The 17,379-nt window shown below is 70.8% G+C and carries 13 protein-coding genes; 6 read left to right on the top strand and 7 right to left on the bottom strand.

The window, feature by feature from the left end; genetic code table 11:
* Window positions 1-32: 32 nt before the first annotated feature.
* The 3 genes from ACGFSB_RS12060 (at window position 33) to ACGFSB_RS12050 (ending at window position 3,865) form a co-directional block, all read left to right on the top strand.
* Window positions 33-1,088 (top strand): PAC2 family protein, encoded by a 1,056-nt coding sequence (locus tag ACGFSB_RS12060; RefSeq protein ID WP_393397466.1) that lies wholly within the window; start codon window positions 33-35, stop codon window positions 1,086-1,088.
* A gap of 285 nt (window positions 1,089-1,373) precedes the next feature.
* Window positions 1,374-3,179 carry a S8 family peptidase gene (locus tag ACGFSB_RS12055; RefSeq protein WP_393397463.1) on the top strand — a complete coding sequence of 602 codons (1,806 nt, stop codon included), beginning with the start codon at window positions 1,374-1,376 and terminating at the stop codon, window positions 3,177-3,179.
* 41 nt (window positions 3,180-3,220) lie between these two features.
* Window positions 3,221-3,865 carry a hypothetical protein gene (locus tag ACGFSB_RS12050; protein ID WP_393397460.1) on the top strand — a complete coding sequence of 215 codons (645 nt, stop codon included), beginning with the start codon at window positions 3,221-3,223 and terminating at the stop codon, window positions 3,863-3,865.
* 72 nt (window positions 3,866-3,937) lie between these two features.
* On the opposite strand, the gene ACGFSB_RS12045 is transcribed toward ACGFSB_RS12050, so the two are convergent.
* The 5 genes from ACGFSB_RS12045 to ACGFSB_RS12025 form a co-directional block, all read right to left on the bottom strand.
* Window positions 3,938-7,000, bottom strand: coding sequence for an NPCBM/NEW2 domain-containing protein (locus ACGFSB_RS12045; RefSeq protein WP_393397457.1), 3,063 nt, complete (start codon window positions 6,998-7,000; stop codon window positions 3,938-3,940).
* A gap of 110 nt (window positions 7,001-7,110) precedes the next feature.
* Entirely contained in the window at window positions 7,111-8,340 is a 1,230-nt protein-coding gene (mshC, locus tag ACGFSB_RS12040) for a cysteine--1-D-myo-inosityl 2-amino-2-deoxy-alpha-D-glucopyranoside ligase (protein ID WP_393397454.1), read from the bottom strand.
* A gap of 142 nt (window positions 8,341-8,482) precedes the next feature.
* A complete protein-coding gene (locus ACGFSB_RS12035) occupies window positions 8,483-9,349 on the bottom strand; it encodes an SCO1664 family protein (RefSeq protein WP_393397451.1) in 867 nt (288 codons plus the stop codon).
* Window positions 9,313-9,903 carry a DUF3090 domain-containing protein gene (locus ACGFSB_RS12030; protein WP_393397448.1) on the bottom strand — a complete coding sequence of 197 codons (591 nt, stop codon included), beginning with the start codon at window positions 9,901-9,903 and terminating at the stop codon, window positions 9,313-9,315. Before ACGFSB_RS12030 ends, ACGFSB_RS12035 begins: the two co-directional genes overlap by 37 nt.
* 81 nt (window positions 9,904-9,984) lie before the next feature.
* Complete coding sequence (locus ACGFSB_RS12025) at window positions 9,985-10,671, bottom strand: histidine phosphatase family protein (RefSeq protein ID WP_393397445.1); 687 nt, start codon at window positions 10,669-10,671, stop codon at window positions 9,985-9,987.
* Between the two features lie 53 nt (window positions 10,672-10,724).
* Here ACGFSB_RS12025 and corA point away from each other — a divergent pair, with 53 nt between their 5' ends.
* The gene (gene corA / locus ACGFSB_RS12020; protein ID WP_393397442.1) at window positions 10,725-11,732 is read left to right on the top strand and encodes a magnesium/cobalt transporter CorA; all 1,008 of its coding nucleotides are present in this window, start codon (window positions 10,725-10,727) and stop codon (window positions 11,730-11,732) included.
* A 255-nt stretch (window positions 11,733-11,987) separates the two neighbouring features.
* Here corA and ACGFSB_RS12015 read toward each other — a convergent pair whose 3' ends face one another.
* Window positions 11,988-12,776, bottom strand: coding sequence for a ferritin-like domain-containing protein (locus ACGFSB_RS12015; RefSeq protein ID WP_393397439.1), 789 nt, complete (start codon window positions 12,774-12,776; stop codon window positions 11,988-11,990).
* 234 nt (window positions 12,777-13,010) lie between these two features.
* Window positions 13,011-14,060 (bottom strand): LLM class F420-dependent oxidoreductase, encoded by a 1,050-nt coding sequence (locus ACGFSB_RS12010; RefSeq protein ID WP_393397436.1) that lies wholly within the window; start codon window positions 14,058-14,060, stop codon window positions 13,011-13,013.
* A 165-nt stretch (window positions 14,061-14,225) separates the two neighbouring features.
* Between ACGFSB_RS12010 and ACGFSB_RS12005 the strand changes: the two genes are divergently transcribed.
* The gene (locus tag ACGFSB_RS12005; protein WP_393397433.1) at window positions 14,226-15,206 is read left to right on the top strand and encodes an aldo/keto reductase; all 981 of its coding nucleotides are present in this window, start codon (window positions 14,226-14,228) and stop codon (window positions 15,204-15,206) included.
* Window positions 15,203-17,374, top strand: coding sequence for an ATP-binding domain-containing protein (locus ACGFSB_RS12000; protein WP_393397430.1), 2,172 nt, complete (start codon window positions 15,203-15,205; stop codon window positions 17,372-17,374). The genes ACGFSB_RS12005 and ACGFSB_RS12000 overlap by 4 nt, the downstream gene beginning before the upstream one ends.
* Window positions 17,375-17,379: the final 5 nt, after the last annotated feature.

Genomic DNA, 17,379 nt, shown 5'->3' with positions numbered 1-17,379 from the left:
GCGTACGTAAAGGACATCGGAAGGAGGCCTGGGTGATCGAGCTCGAGGGAGTTCCCGAGCTGGTCGACCCGGTCATGGTGGCCGCGTTCGAGGGCTGGAACGACGCCGGCGACGCCGCCTCCACCGCGGTCGCGCATCTCGACAAGGAGTGGAAGGGCGAGGTCTTCGCGGCGCTGGACGCCGAGGACTACTACGACTTCCAGGTCAACCGCCCCACGGTCTTCCTGGAAGGCGGCGTGCGCAAGATCACCTGGCCGACGACCCGGCTCTCGGTGATCCGCGTGGGCGGCGACAAGCCGCGTGACCTCGTCCTCGTCCGCGGGATCGAGCCGTCGATGCGCTGGCGCTCGTTCTGCAACGAGATCCTGGGCTTCGCGCACGAACTGGGCGTGGAGCTCGTGGTGATCCTGGGCGCGCTGCTCGGTGACACCCCGCACACCCGCCCCGTCCCGGTCAGCGGCGTCACGTCCGACGCGGATCTGGCCCGCACCATGGACCTGGAGGAGACGAAGTACGAGGGACCTACGGGCATCGTCGGCATCCTCCAGGAGGCGTGCACGCACGCGGGCGTTCCCGCGGTCAGCCTCTGGGCGGCAGTCCCGCACTACGTATCGCAGCCGCCGAACCCGAAGGCCACCCTGGCCCTCCTGAACCGCCTGGAGGACCTCATCGGCCTCCGGATCCCGCTGGGCGACCTCGCGGAGGACGCGCGCGCCTGGCAGGTGGGTGTGGACCAGCTCGCGGCCGAGGACAGCGAGGTCGCGGAGTACGTCCAGTCCCTCGAGGAGGCCCGGGACACGGCCGAGCTGCCGGAGGCGACCGGCGAAGCCATCGCCCGTGAGTTCGAGCGCTATCTGCGGCGGCGCGACGGCGGCGGCCCTCCGCAGCCCGGCGGCCATGCCACGGAGGGCGGCGACGCGTCCCCGTACCTGCGCGACAGCCCTGGCGAGCGCACGCGCCCGCCGAAGCCTCAGCCGCGGCCGGAGTCCCCCGAGGCCCCCGAGACCCCCGAGACCCCGGACGCCGACGACGAGAACAGCGGCGAGAACAGCGGCGAATCCGGACCGGCTGATTCCTCCGAGGACTGACCAGTACGTAGCTGAGCATGGGGCGGCATCCGAAAGGGTGCCGCCCCACTTCGTTGCCGTATAGGGCCTCGTTGCCGTAAAGGGCCTCAAGCCTGGCCGGAATGAGGCGTGACATCGCCTTCCAGACGAATTGCACGGGCTTCCCCGATCCCCTTGATTTCAAACGCAGTTGGGGCAAAGGGGGTGGACGACCGCGCCCGGCGGTAGCAGGGTGTGCCCCGGAATGCGCGGCCACAGCGCGCAGCACGGCACCCGAAGGAACGAACCGAAGGGAGCGGTGAAGCGATGACCGACCAGGTAGAGCCGGCGGGAGGCCCGGGAGCCAGTGGCCCCGGACCCGACGGGGCGGGATTCACTTACCGGGCGGCCGAGCAGGAGCTGATCGTCGTGGCACGGCCCGAGGCCCGGCTGCGTGCCGGGACGGCCGACGTCCGCTCGGCGGCGGGCTCCGACGTGTCGGCCCTGAACATGTTCCTCACCGATGAACAGCTCGCCCTTGAACCGCTGTTCGGCAACGAGGAGCGGTTGCGGTCCGCCGTCCACGAGAACGCCGGTGCCGACGGCTCCGTGCCGGACCTGGCGCTCTTCTACCGGGTACGCGGCGGCGAGAGCAGGGCCCAGGAGCTGCGCTCGCGGATGGCGGCGCTGCCGGGGATCGACACGGCGTACGTCAAGCCGGGCGCCGTACCGGCTTCGATCGGCGCTACGGGCCGCCCGCAGGCCCCCTCCCAGCGCGGACCCGACGCCCAGGCCACCCGGCCGGGGGCTCCCGACATCGGCGATTCCACGCGCCGCAAGGAAGGCGCCCCCGTCACCCCCGACTTCACCGGCCGCCAGGGCTATCTGCGCCCGGCGCCCGAGGGCGTCGACGCGCACTGGGCGTGGCAGCGGCTCGGCGGTTCGGGCGAGGGCGTCACGGTGATCGACATCGAGGGCGCCTGGCAGCTGGGGCACGAGGACCTGACCGGCAAGCTCGCCGGTGTGGTCATCGGCACCCCCATCCAGGACCTGGCCTGGCGCAACCACGGCACGGCGGTGATCGGCGTGATCGGCGGCGACCGCAACTACGTGGGCATCAACGGCATAGCGCCCGAGTCCATGACCGCGACCGCCTCCTTCCAGCCCCTCGGCACCGCGGCCACGATCCACGCGGCGGCGGAGCGGCTCGGCCCCGGCGACATCGTGCTGATCGAACTGCACCGGCCAGGACCGCGGTTCGACTTCGAGTCGCGCGACGACCAGAAGGGCTACATCGCCCTGGAGTGGTGGCCGGACGACTATGCGGCGATCCGGCACGCCACCGCGAAGGGCGTCATCGTCGTCGGCGCTGCGGGCAACGGAGCGGAGTCCCTGGACGACGCCGTGTACGAGCGCAGGCCCGATGAGTTCCCCGAGTCGTGGCGCAACCCCTTCAACCCCTCCAACCAGCCGTCGGGCGCCGTCCTGGTCGGCGCGGGCGCACCGCCGCCCGGCACGCACGGCCGCGACCACGGCCCTGACCGCTCGCGCCTGGCGTTCTCCAACTACGGCGCCCGCCTGGACGCGCAGGGCTGGGGCCGCGAGACCACCACGACCGGCGGCTCCTGGAACCAGCCAGGGGATCTGCAGGGCGGCTCCGACGAGATCGCCTGGTACACGGACACGTTCTCCGGCACCTCGTCCGCCTCACCGGTCGTCGTCGGCGCCCTGGCCTGTCTCCAGGGAATGCTGAAGGCCGCGGGCCAGCAGCCGATGACTCCGGAGCGCGCGCGGGCGATGCTGCGCTCGACGGGCTCGCCGCAGCAGGACGCGCCCGGCCGCCCCGCGACGCAGCGGATCGGCAACCGCCCCGACATCAAATCGGCGGTCACGAACCTGCTGCCGTCGGCGGTGGGCTCGGGCCGCGCCGAACGCTACTGGGACGAGCTGCTCCCGTATCCCCCCGAACTCCCGCCGCGGCTCCGCCTGTTCGTCGCCGGAGAGTGGCGCAACCTGAACAACCCGTCCCCCGACATCCGCCAGGCGGTGCACGCCGCCTTCGCGGGAGGGCACCCCGACGTACGCGTCTGGTTCTCGGACGACGAGGTCGTCGGCCTGGTCGTCACCGGCTGAAGCGACATGCGTAACAACCATTGACGGAAGGTGGCACCCGCATGAGCACCACCCCGCAAATGAGTCCGGTTCAGCAGCAAGGCCAGCAGTACGGGCCGCAGCAGTTCGGCCCCCAGCAAAGCCAGCAAGGACAGCAGGGACAGCAGGGACAGCAGGGACAGCAGCAGGGCCCGAGCACCTCGCCTCCGCAGCAGTTCGGCTCGCAGCAGTACGGGCAGCAGCAGTACGGTCCGCAGCAGCCGTTCCAGCAGCAGCCGTTCGGCCAGCAGTTCTCCGGCCAGCGTCCGTTCGGCCCGCAGGGCATGCGCGGCATACAGGGCACCCAGCAGCACGTCCCGCCGCACCTCCAGCAGCAACTCCAGCAGCTCGGCCAGCAGCAGCCGTACCAGCAGCTGCTCCAGCAGCTCGGCCAGGAAAGCGTTCCGCAGGCGCAGGCACCGGAGATCTCCACCCAGGCGGTCTCGTCGGGCATCGCCGCGTCGTTCTGGGACGTCATCCAGCCCCTGCCGGGCCAGTCGTCGGTCCTCTACCTGTTGATCGACAACGCCTGGAAGGCGTTCATCAACCCGAGTCAGCAGACCCACGACGCGGTGCAGGAAGCCTTCTTCTACGGCCAGCAGGTGATCGGCTACTTCGACACCACCAACCCGTCCTATCTCGTGGCCATCGTGATCACGACGAAGTGACACAGGTCTGGTGACGGACCGCGGCGCCGGGCGGAGTCCTTCCCGCCCGGCGCCGCTCCCTGCCTCAGAGACTCAGGCGCAGCTGAACTCAGCCGCCGCCCAGTCCCCGTGGTCCCCGCTCTTGGAGCCGTTGGTGTCGGTCACCTTCAGCTCCACGTGCCGGGCCCCGCTCACATCGACGTCCACCGGCACGGTCGCCGACGCGCCCGTCACCTTGGGCGAGGTCCACAGCACCTTGCCGTCGGCCTCGACCGAGAAGGCCACCTCTCCGTAGCCGTTGATCTCGTCGTCGATGCCCGCGTCCGCGGTGAACTTGGCGCACTGCCCACCCGTGTAGACCTCGATGACGGAGTCGGCGTGGGTGCCGATCCCCTTCTCGTACGTCTTGCCCGCGAGGGTCAGCGGGTGGCCGTCATCGGCTCCCGACTCGCCGTTGCTGCGGTCGCGTTCGGCGGGGCCGTAGCCGTTGGTGTTCTTCAGCCACACCAGATCGCTCGCCCAGGCGTCGGTCTTCGGGGCCGGTGGCATGACGGCGACCGCGATCCGCTGGGTCGCGGTGCGGTCCTGGCCCGCCGAGCGGTAGCGGGCCGTCGCGGTCAGCGGCTGCTCGCCGGGGTCCGCGTCCTTGGCCGGGGTGACCGCGACCTCGACGCGTCGCGTGGTGCCGGCGGGGACGCGGTCGGCATGGGCGGCCTCTGCCGTCCAGCCCTTCGGCACGTCCAGGGTGACGTCGACACCGGTGGCGTCCTTCGTGCCCGCCGTGATGTCGACGGCGACCTTGCCCGCCGCTCCCGCGCCGATCTCCTGGCCCGCGGGGGCGCCGACCGCGGCGGTCGCGCCGGGCACAGCGCCACCGACGGCGCTGGTGTCGTCGAGTTCGAGCTCGAAGGCCCGGTCGGCGCGGATCGCTGCCGTCTTCACCTTGACGACACCGCCCCGGTCGTCCCGGTCGTAGAACCAGCCCTGTGCCGCCTTCTCGTACGCGTCCTTGGAAGCGAGCCGCGGCAGCTTGTCGCCGCCGAGCTGTACGCGGCTCGGCGCGTCACCGGTGTGCACAGTGAAGGCGTAGGGCCGCTCGGTCTGCTTGCCGCTGAACTCCCCCTCGCTCGCGCCGATCCGTACTCGCACGTCGCCCGCGCCCGCCCGGGGCGCCTCGACCTCGGCGCGCTGGGTGGCGTACTTGCCGTCGCGGTGCTGCCTGCTCTCGCCGTCGTCCTCGTACAGCTCGAAGGAGGACTTGCCCTGCGGGTAGATGTCCCAGGCGAGCGGCGATCCGGCGGTGCGGTCCTTGTAGGACCTGATGCCGCCGGGCCACATCGGTACGGTGGCGCCGCCCTTGACGAAGAGCGGCAGGGTGTCGAGCGGCGCGCTGTAGCCGTCGACGGTCGTCGGCCCTTGATACGTACGTCCGCTCCAGTAGTCGGTCCACGTGCCCTTCGGCAGGTAGATGCCGTCGCGGACGGTCGTGTCCTTGTAGACGGGCGCTACAAGGAAGTCGTCGCCCGTCAGGAACTCGTACTTGGCGGCGTCGGTGGCGGCCTTCGGGTCGTCCGGATATTCGAGGGCCAGCGGCCGTACGGCGCCGACGCCCGTCTGGGTCGCCTCGTGGCCGTACGAGTAGAGGTAGGGCAGCAGCGATTCGTGCAGCTTGAGGTACTTGCGGTTGATGGAGGTGTAGGGCTCTCCGTAGCGGAAGGGCTGCTTGTCGTTGGCGGCCCAGCCGTCCATCGTCATCGTGACGGGCAGGAACGACTTCCACTGAAGGTCACGCGCGTACGTCTTGGCGCTGCCGCCGAAGATGCCGTCCACGTCACCGGTCGTGTAGGCCATGCCGGACATGGTCGCGCCCGCGTAGGTGGGGATCTGCCAGCGGATGTACTCCCAGCTGCCGCTCTGGTCGCCGGACCACTGCACTCCGCAGCGCTGCGCGCCCGACCAGCTCTCGGGGGCCCAGGTGAAGCCGCGGGCGTCGCTGTTGTCCTCGATGCCCTTGTAGGCGTCCTTACAGCCGTCGAGCGCCTTCTTGTAGCCGTCGCCGACCCAGGCGACATCGAGCTTGGCGACGCGCTGGCCCGCCTTGACCTGGTCGGCGATCTTGTCGATGCCGTCCTCGGTCCACAGGCCCATCTGCATGTCGCGGTCCTGGAGGCCCTTGGCGGTCTCGGCGAGGTCTTCGTAGCCGCAGCCGTAGCCGTCGTTGACGAGCATCCAGCCGTTGGGCATGTCGTGCTTCTTGTACTCGTCGGCGATCTTCAGGGAGTCCAGGGTGTGCCGTTCACCCTGGTTGGCGTTGTGGAGATAGCAGTCCGCGTCACCGATCTCCATCCCGTAGACGGGCGGCAGGAACGGCTTACCGGTGAGCTTCGTGTACTGCCCGATGACTCCCTTGACGTCCTTTTCGCCGCGTCCCGCGAAGTAGTAGGCGTCGAAGCGCTGTTCCTTGGCGGTGGCCGTCACCGGCTCGGCGAAGTCGTAGGTGTTGGGGGCGTACGTGTTCCGGAAGACTCCGTAGCCCTCCGACGACAGGTAGAAGGGCACGGAGTTGGGGTGGCCGCCGTCGTCCCAGTTGTAGTCGACGCTCACCTCGACCTTCTTGCCGCGGTGCGAGGTGTTGCCGCGCCCGTTCTGCATCCCGGCGCCGTAGTACTGCTCATCGGCGCCGCGGGCCAGGCTCTGTGTGGTGGCGTCCTTCGTCCAGCTGAGCCCCTTCGACTCGGCCCAGACCTGGCTGCCGTCGGCGCGGTACAGGGCGAAGCGGAGGGGGGACTTGTAGGCGCGCAGCGTCACCTCGGAGGTGCTCAGTTCGTAGCGGTCGCCCTTGTCGGCCCATGTGGTCCGGGGCGCCGCGCCCTGGGGCAGGACGATGTCCTTGCCCGTCGGATCGGTGAAGTCGCCATCGGGGGCGAGTTCGAGCCGGAATGTCTCGGTCGATACGAAGCTGACGCGGGCCACGGCCTTGCCCGCGGTGAGGCGGTACGCGGAGCCGTCGGCGGCGAAGTCCGTGACGTCCCCGACCGTGGTCGCGGGTTCGTCGGCGGCCTGTGCGGCGCCGCCGCCGGGCCCCGCGAACACCGCGAGCAGGCCGAGCAGGGCGGCGGCCAGGGCCGCCCGTCTGGAGCGGGTGGGAGATCTCATGGCCGGTGTCTAGCGCCTCAACGGGCTCCGGGGCCATGGACTTTGATGGGCCGCTCCTGGATTTCTGGAGCGGCCCATCGGATGAAACGTCGACTTCGGTGAACCGGTGGCTACAGGGCGACGCCGAGCAACGCGTCGACGGCACGCGATACGACGCCGGGGGCGCCCTCGTCCGTGCCGCCTTCGGCGTCCTGGCGTGCGGCCCAGGCATCGACCGCGGCGAGCGCGGCCGGTGCGTCCAGGTCGTTGGCCAGGGCTTCGCGGATCTCCTCCACGAGGACGTCGGCCGCGGGTCCGTCGGGACGCGAGACGGCGGCACGCCACCGTGCGAGACGCTCCACTGCCTCAGTCAGGACGGCGTCCGTCCACTCCCAGTCCGCACGGTAGTGGTGCGAGAGGAGCGCGAGGCGGATGGCGGCCGGGTCGGTCCCGTCCCGCCGCAGCTTCGAGACGAAGACGAGGTTGCCCTTGGACTTGGACATCTTCGCGCCGTCCAGGGCGACCATCCCGGCGTGTACGTACGCCTTGGCGAACGGGTGCTCGCCGGTGAGGGCCTGAGCGTGCGAGGCGCCCATCTCGTGGTGCGGGAAGGCGAGATCCGATCCGCCGCCCTGCACGTCGAAGCCCATCCCCAGGTGGTCCAGGGCGATGGCCACACACTCGATGTGCCAGCCGGGGCGGCCACGACCGAGAGAGGCCCCGTCCCAGCTCGGCTCGCCCTCGCGGGCGGCCATCCACAGCATCGGGTCGAGCGGGTTCTTCTTGCCCGGACGCTCCGGGTCGCCGCCGCGCTCGGCGGAGAGCAGCTTCATCGCGTCGGCGTCGAGACCGGACACCTCACCGAAGTGGGCGTCGGACTCGACGGAGAAGTACACATCGCCCTCGAGGTCATAGGCGGCGCCCATGTCCCGGAGGCGTTCGACGAGCGGCACGATGCCGGGTATCGCCTCGACGGCTCCGATGTAGTGCTGCGGCGGGAGCAGTCGCAGGGCGGTCATGTCCTCGCGGAACAGGGCGGTCTCGCCCTCGGCGAGCTCCACCCAGTCCTTGCCGTCGCGGATGGCACGTTCCAGGAGCGGGTCGTCCACGTCGGTCACGTTCTGGACGTAATGAACCTGCCGCTTGTTGTCGAGCCACACGCGCTGCACGAGGTCGAACGCGTTGTAGGTCGCCGCGTGACCGATGTGGGTCGCGTCGTACGGAGTGATACCGCAGACGTAGATACGGGCGACGGGACCGGGGTCAAGGGTCACTAGACCATCGGTCGCGGTGTCGTGGATCCGGAGGTCGCGGCCCTTGCCAGGAAGGGCGGGGACCTCAGAAGCGGGCCAGGCATGCATGACACGAGCCTAACCGGACGGAGCGTCCGTATACGAGCGGGGATCAAGGTTTATCCGGGCGGGGTCACCTTCTGCGGGCGTGGGCGCCTCCTGCCGGGAGCAGATACGCAAGGCGGCAAGCACCGCCAAGGCACAGGGCCCCCTAAACCGGCGGCCACGGAATGGCCGGCCAGTCCCCGCTGGGCACGGGATGCTTTCCGGAGGACAGCAAAGCCTCGACCCGCGCGCGCAGCGCATCGACCTCGGCCCCAGTAATCAGCTTCCCCAGCCGAAGGGCCAGCGGCGCCCCCCGCACAAGCCCGTCCCGCAGGGCTTCCAGAACCCCGACCGCCTCGGCGGTCAGCGACTCCCCCGCCCACCCCCACAACAGCGTCCGCAGCTTGTCCTCGGCGTTGAAGGTAACGCCGTGGTCGATTCCATACAGTCGACCGTCGTCGGTCAGCAGATGCCCACCCTTGCGGTCCGCGTTGTTGATCACCGCGTCAAGGACGGAGAGTCGTCGAAGCCGCTCATCGTCCGCGTGCACGAGGAGCGCGGTCCGCCCCTCCCCCACATCGGCGAACCCGATCGCCTTCCAGCCCTCGCCGGGCTCCGCGCCCTCGACCAGCGCGAGGAGCTCCTCGCCGCCCTCAGACCCCGACCCCGGCTCCGGCCCGCCCCCGATCCACAGCTGGCACATGCCCTCGCCATGCGGCCCGTCCCGCAGCACGGTCGGCGGGACCAGGCCCCACCCGAGCGCCTCGGAGACCTCGTACGCGGCCACCTCCCGCTGCGCCAGCGTCCCGTCGGGGAAATCCCACAGGGGCCGCTCCCCGGCGACGGGCTTGTAGACACAGGCCGCCGCACGCCCCTCGTAGGAGACGGAGCAGTAGAGCACCGCGTTCGAGGCCTCACGAATCCGCCCGCGCACGGTCAGCTCACCCCGGGTGAGCAGCTCCATGACATCGGAGACGGCGTCCACGCCGGTGGAACTCACGCGCCCCGCCTGTATCCGTTCTGCCGCGGGCATACATGTCCTTCCGGATCGAGCGGGAGGCTGCACAGCGGACACGGCGGGCGCCCCGCGTTCACGACGTCCAGAGCCCGCCTGGCGAAGGCCCGCGCCTGCGCCCCGGTGAGCAGGACCCGCAGCATCGGCGGACCGTTCTCCTCGTCCTGCAGAAGCCTTTCCTCGGCTTCGGCGAGATCCTCGTCGGACTCGGCGTCCAGCTCGACCAGAGCCTGCGCCTCGACGACCATCCGCTCCTCGTCGCCGTCCCAGGCGAGCGCCATCGTGCCGACGCGGAACTCCTCCTCGACGGGTGAGTCGAGGGGCGCGCTGTCACTGACGTCGGGGGCCGCGACGGCGGGCACGGGGGCGTTGCCGCCACTACGGCGTACGACCTCGTCGAGCAGCTCTTCCATACGTTCGGCGAGCGCGGCCACCTGGGTCTTCTCCAGGGCCACGCTGGTCACCCGGACACCGGCGGACGCCTGGAGGAAGAAGGTACGCCGTCCGGGGAGTCCGACCGTTCCGGCCACGAAGCGTTCCGGCGGGTCGTAGAGGAACACCTGACGCGACACGTCCTGTCTCCATTGGGATCGACTGCGATTGATCATTTGCGTCTGTCCGACGCGACGATTGCACCCTACTGCGGGCGACGATCACGGTGCTCCCGCGTCGCCGCCCACCGCCGCGTCGCCACCGGACGGCTCCTCACGGGGCGCGAGGGACCCGAAGTCGCCGGTGTCCCCGAGGCGTACGAGGAAGGGCCGCAGGCGCGTGAAGCGGATGGCGGTGACGGAACAGGGCTCTACGGAGATGCGCTGGAAGAGGTCCAGGTGCAGCCCGATGGCGTCCGCGACAAGGGACTTGATGATGTCGCCGTGCGAGCACATCAGGTACACGGCGTCCGGGCCGTGGTCGCGTTCCACTCGCGCGTTCCACTCGCGTACCGCCTCTGCCGCCCGTGTCTGCATCGCCCGCATGGACTCACCGCCGGGGAAGGCGGCTGCGGACGGATGCGCCTGTACGACCTCCATCAGCGGGTCTCCGGACAGCTCGGCGAGCTTGCGGCCCGACCAGTCTCCGTAGTCGCACTCCCCGATGCGGTCGTCGGTGTGCACGCGAAGGCCAGGCCGCGCGGCGAGCAGCGGCGCGAGGGTCTCCTGGCAGCGCTGGAGCGGGCTCGTGACGACTTCGGCGAGCGGCAGGTCCGCGAGGCGTCCGGGGAGCGCGGCGGCCTGTACGGCGCCGCGCTCGTCCAGGGCCACGCCGGGGGTCCACCCGGCGAGCAGGCCCGCGGTGTTGGCGGTGGATCGTCCGTGCCGGACGAGGATCAGCGTGGGCATACGGGCCAGCCTAAGCCGACGCGGGGGTGCGCCCCGAGCAGAGGTTCGGAAGAATGCGCTCCGTGATCGTGGACTGCGCGATGTACCGGGGCGGCCGCCGGACCGAGTGCCAGGCGGACTTCTCCGACGCCCTCGACGAGGCGCGTGCCGCGGGTGACGCGTTCGTCTGGGTGGGCCTCCACGAACCGACGGAGTCGGAGTTCGACGAGGTCAGTAGGGAGTTCGGGCTGCATCCGCTGGCGGTGGAGGACGCCTTGAAGGCGCATCAGCGGCCCAAGCTCGAGGTGTTCGACGACTCGCTGTTCGTGGTCCTGAAGCCGGTCGTGTACGAGCCGGACAGCGACGCCGTCTCGTCCGGCGAGGTCATGGTCTTCATCGGCGACGCCTTCGTGGTGACGGTCCGGCACGGCGAGGGCTCACCTCTCGGTGTCGTACGCCATCGGCTGGAGGCGGAGCCCGAGATGCTCAAGCACGGCCCGACATCCGTCCTGTACGCGATCGCCGACGCCACGGTCGACCACTACCTGGACGTCGCGGGCGAGCTGCAGACGGACCTGGAGGAGCTGGAGGCGGAGGTCTTCTCGCCCGACGGCGGGGGCTCACGCAACACGGCGTCCCGGATCTACACGTTCAAGCGCCAGATCGTCGAGTTCCGCCGGTCGACGGGACCGTTGGCGATGCCCCTGATGCGCCTCTCCGGAGCGGGCCCCTTCGCACCCGACGTGCCCTTCGTGAAGGACACGTCACAGCCGTTCTTCCGGGACGTCAGCGACCATCTGACGCGCGTGAACGACTGGGTGGACAGCCTCGACCGGCTGGTGTCCGACATCCTCTCCGCGCACCTGGCGCAGATGAGCGTGCGGCAGAACGACGACATGCGGAAGATCTCGGCGTGGGCCGCCATGGCCGCGGTCCCCACGATGATCGCGGGCGTCTACGGAATGAACTTCGACCACATGCCCGAGCTGCACTGGGTGTGGTCCTACCCGGCGGTGATCCTGCTGATGGCCGCGCTCGAGTTCTTCCTGTACCGGCAGTTCAAGCGCCGCGGCTGGCTCTAGGGGCCTTCTGACGGATCTGCGTGGGAGAAGGAGCGGCGTTCGGTGCGTGCGCTGGGGGTCCCCCCTGCTCGAAGAGCTTGGGGAAGTGCGGTGCGAAGGGTCATGTGGCGGAGCCACCTGTCCCTTCGCACCGTGCGTCATGGGGGCACCCCCTGCTCGAGCGAAGCCGAGAGCTTGGGGGAGTGCGTGCCGGGCGTCGCGACGCCACGGAGATCCATCAGAAGGCCCCTAGACCCAGCGCCGGACACGCGGAGGTCAGGCGAACTCCCGGAACGTCGTGGCGGGACCGCCGAGCGCGTCGTGGCGCTCGGGCGTCTTCAGGGACACCATCCGCCGCCAGCCGCCCAGCCGTTCGTACGCGTAGACACCGTGAATGCCCGCCGCGAGCACCGCTGCCTTGGCCATCGGCCACCCCAGGATGCGTCCCATGTGGTCCATCACGGCGAGGCTGACGTCGCGGTAGACGCGGATCTCCGCGAGCGCGCACTCGCGCAGGGTGCGCTGGATGAAACGGCCGTGCCCCGCGGCGGCGAACCGCAGCAACTCCTCGTGGCAGTACGCCAGATGATTGTCCTCGTCGTTCGAGATCATCTTGACCGCGCGGCCGATGTCGGGGTGGTCGGCGAAGTACTTGCGCAGCAGCCGCATCTGCTCCGACGCACGCTGTTCGGTGACCCTGCTGTGCGCGAGATACGTGACGATGTCCCGCACCGTGAGCGGTTCACTGGCTCTCAGCTGTTCGTGTGCGAGGCCGATGCCGTACTTCTCAAGAAGCATCGTGTAGTCGGTCTCGTGGGGGACCTCGACGGGCTCCAGGCCGCGCTTGCGCATCAGCGCGTCGAAGATCCGGCCGTGCTTGTCCTCGTCGGCGCCGTGCCGCACCACCTTTGGGGCGAGGGCACTCTCGCTCTCGGGGATGAGCTCCGCGATGCGCCCGTTCTCCCAGCCGCCCTGGGATTCCCCGCTGGCCGCGATGGAGCAGAGGAGCCTGAACGACTCGTCGTGGTCGAGGATCTCCTCGAAGACACTCCTGGCCGACAGCATCAGTGGCACCTCCATGCCCTTCGCGTGAACCTCCGCGAAGGGCGAGTCAAATGCCGTGCGGACCACCCGGCAACAGCTCCTACGGGCGGCTCCGCCAAACGAAGGACAGTTGCCCCCGAACGGGGCCGTAACCGAGGGGTGGCATGACGCGTTGTGCCCCGTGACGGCCGTGGCGGGGAGACCCCCCGAGCCCCCACCACGGCCGCAGAGCTTTCCCTCCTCCGGACTCCCGGGTTACGCGAGCCCAGCGCGCTCCAGCGCCTGCGTACCCGCGCGCAGGGCCGTGATCCGCTCCTCCAGAGTGAAGCCCGCGGGCGCCAGCGTGAGCGTGGTGACCCCGGCCGCCGCGTAGGCCTGCATCCTCTCGGCGATCCGGTCCACGGAACCGAGCAGCGTGGTCGAGTCGATCAGCTCGCGCGGCACCGCGGCCGCCGCACCCTCCTTGTCGCCGGACAGGTACTTGTCCTGAATCTCGGCGGCTTCCTTCTCGTAGCCCATGCGCTGGGCGAGCTGGTTGTAGAAGTTCTGCTTGCGGCTGCCCATGCCGCCCACGTAGAGGGCGGTGTAGGGGCGGAACATGTCCGCGAGAGCGCTGACATCGTCGCCCACCGCGAGCGGCAGCGTCGGGACGACGTCGAAGCCGTCCATCGTCTTGCCCGCCTTCTCGCGCCCGGCACGCAGGTGGCGGATCGCGGTCTCCTCCAGGTGCTCGGCCGAGGGGAAGATCAGCAGGGCACCGTCGGCGATCTCGCCGGTCTGCTCCAGGTTCTTGGGGCCGATCGCGGCGACGTAGAGCGGGATGTGCTCACGCTGCGGGTGGACGGTGAGCTTGATGGGCTTGCCAGGCCCGCCGGGCAGCGGGAGCGTCCAGTGCTCGCCCTCGTACGACAGGCGCTCGCGCGTCATCGCCTTGCGGACGATCTCGACGTACTCGCGGGTGCGGGCGAGCGGCTTGTCGAACTTGACGCCGTACCAGCCCTCGGAGACCTGCGGTCCCGAGACTCCGAGCCCCAGGCGGAAGCGGCCGCCGGAGAGCGAGTCGAGGGTGGCGGCCGTCATCGCGGTCATCGCGGGCTGCCTGGCCGGGATCTGGAAGATCGCGGATCCGATGTCGATACGTTCGGTCTGCGCGGCCACCCAGGACAGCACCGTCGCGGCGTCCGAGCCGTAGGCCTCCGCGGCCCAGCAGACCGCGTAGCCGAGCTTGTCGGCCTCCTTGGCGACGGCGAGGTTGTCCGCGTCCATCCCCGCGCCCCAGTAGCCGAGGTTGATCCCGAGCTGCATGGCCGAATCCCCTTACTGAGCAGTAACGTCCCTGTGCCGGGGACTGTAGCGCGTGACCGCCGGGCCCGTCAGCGACGGCCCGGAAGGGTGGCCGGGTTCTCCACAGACACAGGTTTGTCCACAGGCCCGCACGCCGCTGGGGCACGGCCAGTAATCTCAGCGCCCATGGAGCAGAGGCATCTCGGCCGTACCGGCCTTCGTGTGTCCCGGATCGGACTCGGCACTCTCACGTGGGGACACACCGACGAGAGCGACGCCGCCGATCTGTTGAAGGTGTTCTGGGAAGCGGGCGGCAGCCTCGTCGACACAGCCGATGTGTACGGCGACGGGGAGGCCGAGTACCTGCTCGGCAGGCTCATAGAACGGCTCGTGCCGCGGCGTGACCTGGTCATCGCCACCAAAGCGGGCAGCGTGCCCGACCCCGACCGGCGCTTCGACGGTTCGCGGGGCCACCTCCTGGCCGCGCTCGACGACTCCCTGTCCCGCCTGGGAACGGAGTACGTGGACCTGTGGCAGCTGCACGCCTTCGACCCGTACACACCGCTCGACGAGACGCTCCAGGCCCTGGACATCGCCGTCAGCAGCGGCCGCGCGCGCTATGCGGGCATATCCAACTTCTCCGGCTGGCAGCTCGCCAAGGCGGCGACGTGGCAGCTGTCCGCCCCCGGGACGCGGACGCGCCTGGCCAGTACGCAGATGGAGTACTCCCTGGTGCAACGCGGCATCGAGCGCGAGCTGCTGCCCGCGGCGATGGACCTGGGCGTGGGGCTGCTGCCCTCGTCGCCGCTCGGCCGCGGCGTGCTCACCGGGAAGTACCGCCACTCCACTCCGGCCGACTCGCGCGGCGGCTCCGAGCATCTCGCGCCGTTCGTCGCGCCCTATCTGGACGACGCCGCGAGCCGCATCGTCGACGCGGTCGCCACCGCGGCGGACGGCCTCGCGGCCACCCCGCTCCAAGTCGCCCTCGCCTGGGTCCGCGACCGGCCCGGAGTGACCGCTCCGATCGTCGGCGCGCGCAACGCGCAGCAGCTCACGGCCGCATTGTCAGTGGAGACCCTTAGTCTTCCTGACGAGATCTGCCAGGCGCTCGACGATGTGTCGGCGCCCCTGCACCGCTACCCCGATCAGGACTGGAGCACGCTGTGAGTACGGAGCCGGAGACCGCTGCCGCCGAGGAAGCGGAGGCCGCTGCCGCGGAGGAGGCGGACGGCTCCGCCGACGCCGCCACTACGACTACCGACGCCGCTACCGCCGACCCCGACGCTGCTGCCGCCGCCGAAAGCAAGGAACTCTCCGAGACCGAGGCGGAGATCGCGGCCCAGCGTGAGCTGCGGGAGCGGATCGCGGAGCGGAAGGCCGCCAAGCAGGGGCCCGTAGACGCCGGGGCCAAGCTCAGCGGCAAGGCCGCCGATCTGCTGGCCGCCGTGCGCGCGGTGGAGAGTGGCGAGCAGCCGGTGGCCAGCGCCTTCAGCGAGCCCGATCCCGCGCCGCGCAGGACCGCGCCCGAGCCCGCGCGCAGACCGCAGCCGGTCGTGGCGGCCGTCGCGGGGCCTGGCGAGGAGGCCGTCGACGCGGTCCGTGCCGTGCTCGCCGATGGCGGGGCGCCCGCCACCCTCGCCGCACGGACTGCGGCAGTGCTCGGCGAGGGCGCCGACGCTCAACTGCGTGACGATCCCTGGCAGTTGCTGCGTGTCAGCGGCGTGCGCACGGAACAGGCCGACGGGTTCGCGCGGGCGCTGCTCGGCGCGGAGTGCGGCCCGGATGACGAGCGCAGGGGGCGCGCGATCACCGTATGGCTCCTGGAGCAGGCAGCGGTCGCGGGGCACACGGCCCTGGACGCGGCAACGCTCACAGCGGCGCTCGGGCAGCGTGCCGTGCCGGACCCGGACGCGGCGGTGCAGGGCGCTATCGCGGAGGGCGAGATCCTGGTCTTCCAGGACGCGATCGAGACTCCGGGAGCCCCCGCCCCCACCCCCACCCCCGCACAAGACGACAACGACGAGGGCGAGGAGACAGAACAACCGGTCCGCATCCTGGTCGGCCTCGAGCGGTACGCCCTCGCCGAGGAGAGCCTCGCCGACGGCCTCGCCCGGGTGATCAACTCACTGCCCAAGGAAGAGGGTTCGGGCCCGCAGGCAGCCGACTGGGAGTCCGCCGCGGCCGAGGCCCCCGGTTCCACCGCCGAGCTGATCCGCGCCGCGGCAGGACACGGCCTCGTCCTGCACACCGGCGGCGAGGCGGCACGCGCCGAGCCTGCCGCCCTGGTCGCCACCGCGGCGGGCCTCGGCCTGCGGGCATGGGCGGCCACGCACAGCTCCGCGGGGCAGCAGCGCATCGCCGGGCTCACGGGCTCGGACGAGGGCGCCGTGACCCTGGCGGGGCTGCTCTCCGGGACGGAGGGCCCCGGGCGTGACAGGGACGGAGCGCTCGACCTCGACCTCCTGGTGGTCCTCGACGCACCACAGCTGGACGTGGAGACCGCCGCGATGCTGGCGGAGTCCCTGCCGGACGGCGCCCGCCTGATTCTGAGCGGCGACCCGGGAGTGCTGTGGTCGGCGGGCCCCGGACGGGTCTTCGCCGACCTGCTCTCGGCGCGCTGCTGCCCGCAGGTCGTCTCGCGCACCCCGGACCCCGGGCCCATCGGGGAGCTGGTCTCCGGCATCGGCATCGGCGAGCTGAATCAGGTCGAGGCGCCGGGCAAGGAGGTCGTGATCGTCCCCGTGCGCGACGCGGGCGAGGCGGTGCACCGCACGGTGCAGCTCGTGGCGGACTCGGTGCCGAGGGCGATCGGGGTAGCCACCCAGGACACGCAGGTCATCACACCAGGGCACGGTGGCGCGGCGGGCACGCGCGCGTTGAACGCGGCGCTCAAGGAGCGGCTGAATCCCGGCCCCGGCCGGTTCGGCGGTTTCGACCCGGGCGACCGAGTCGCCCATGTCCCGGCGCCGGGGCGCACGACACTCGGTCGGGTCCTGCGGGCCGACGCCGAGGGGCTGCACCTGGATTGTGACGGCACCCCCACCCTCGTACCGAAAGACGAGGTGGAACAGACCGTGCGGCACGCGTGGGCGCTGACCGCGCACCAGGCTGTGGGCCTGAGCTGGCCCGCGGTGGTAGCGGTCCTGCCGGGCGACGCGACCGCGGCGCTGACGAGGCCCTGGATCTACACCGCGTTCAGCCGCGCGGAGCGGCACCTGTCGGTGGTGCAGGGCGCGGAGCAGGCGCTGCCGAAGGCGGTGGCAGAAATCCAAGCGAAGCCGCGCACCACACGCCTCCAGACCCTCCTACGCCCCCAGGTCCCCACCACGACGTAACCACC

Origin of the sequence: Streptomyces sp. NPDC048441 (genome assembly GCF_043200235.1) — a bacterium.
In the GTDB taxonomy this organism is placed as follows: domain Bacteria; phylum Actinomycetota; class Actinomycetes; order Streptomycetales; family Streptomycetaceae; genus Streptomyces.
Note: the sequence above shows the minus strand (reverse complement) of the source record. Positions and strands in the feature narration are given on the sequence as shown.